1 protein-coding gene is annotated in these 599 nt (G+C 39.1%); it reads right to left on the minus strand.

The genetic code is table 11. The annotated features are described in order from the left end of the window. Nucleotides 1-306: hypothetical protein (locus R7P74_RS27835; protein ID WP_318123902.1), on the minus strand; the 306-nt coding region annotated here is incomplete at its 3' end. Nucleotides 307-599: the final 293 nt, after the last annotated feature.

A 599-nucleotide genomic window follows, 5' to 3' on the forward strand; every position in this document is an offset into this window, starting at 1 on the left:
CAAAAACGCGTTAAGCGTAGCCGTCATCACATCACACGTCATCTCTCCATCTTTACTGATGGCTTTGAGCAAACCAACCACGGTTTCTTCAGGAACTAAAGGCTCAATAACCGCCTGTTTACGAGTTTTAAGGCTGATAGAGGCTGGCAATGCATCACGGGCTGTTTCCCAACAAACCTTGTTGTTTTTATTTACTAAATTGTTTTTATAGCAGTAGTAACTGAATAAAAAACGGGACACGTTTTGCCAGCGTTGCGTTTGGATTTCTAACCACAGGTGCTGAAGTTCGATATCGGCATCGGTCATAGATTTCATTCTAAATATGTTGGGAGAGCGATAGTGTAGCTTGGTTTTTTCATAACGCCAAAATCCTTCGTTGTAGCGTCTTTAAGTGCTAGTTCATCAAAGTCTATTGAGCAAATCGATTTTAATAAAGTTCGTAGTGTGGCGAATTGGGTACTAAAAAGTGATACCGCTAAATTTGTTTGTTAATGAATTGTTTATTTTAAAGCTCAATCAGATTTATATGAGGATGCTCTTTGTTGTGAAAAGAGCACGAAGTGATGTCACGTGGTATCGGCATTTAAGGAACACATTAT

This window comes from Vibrio sp. 2033, assembly GCF_033339735.1.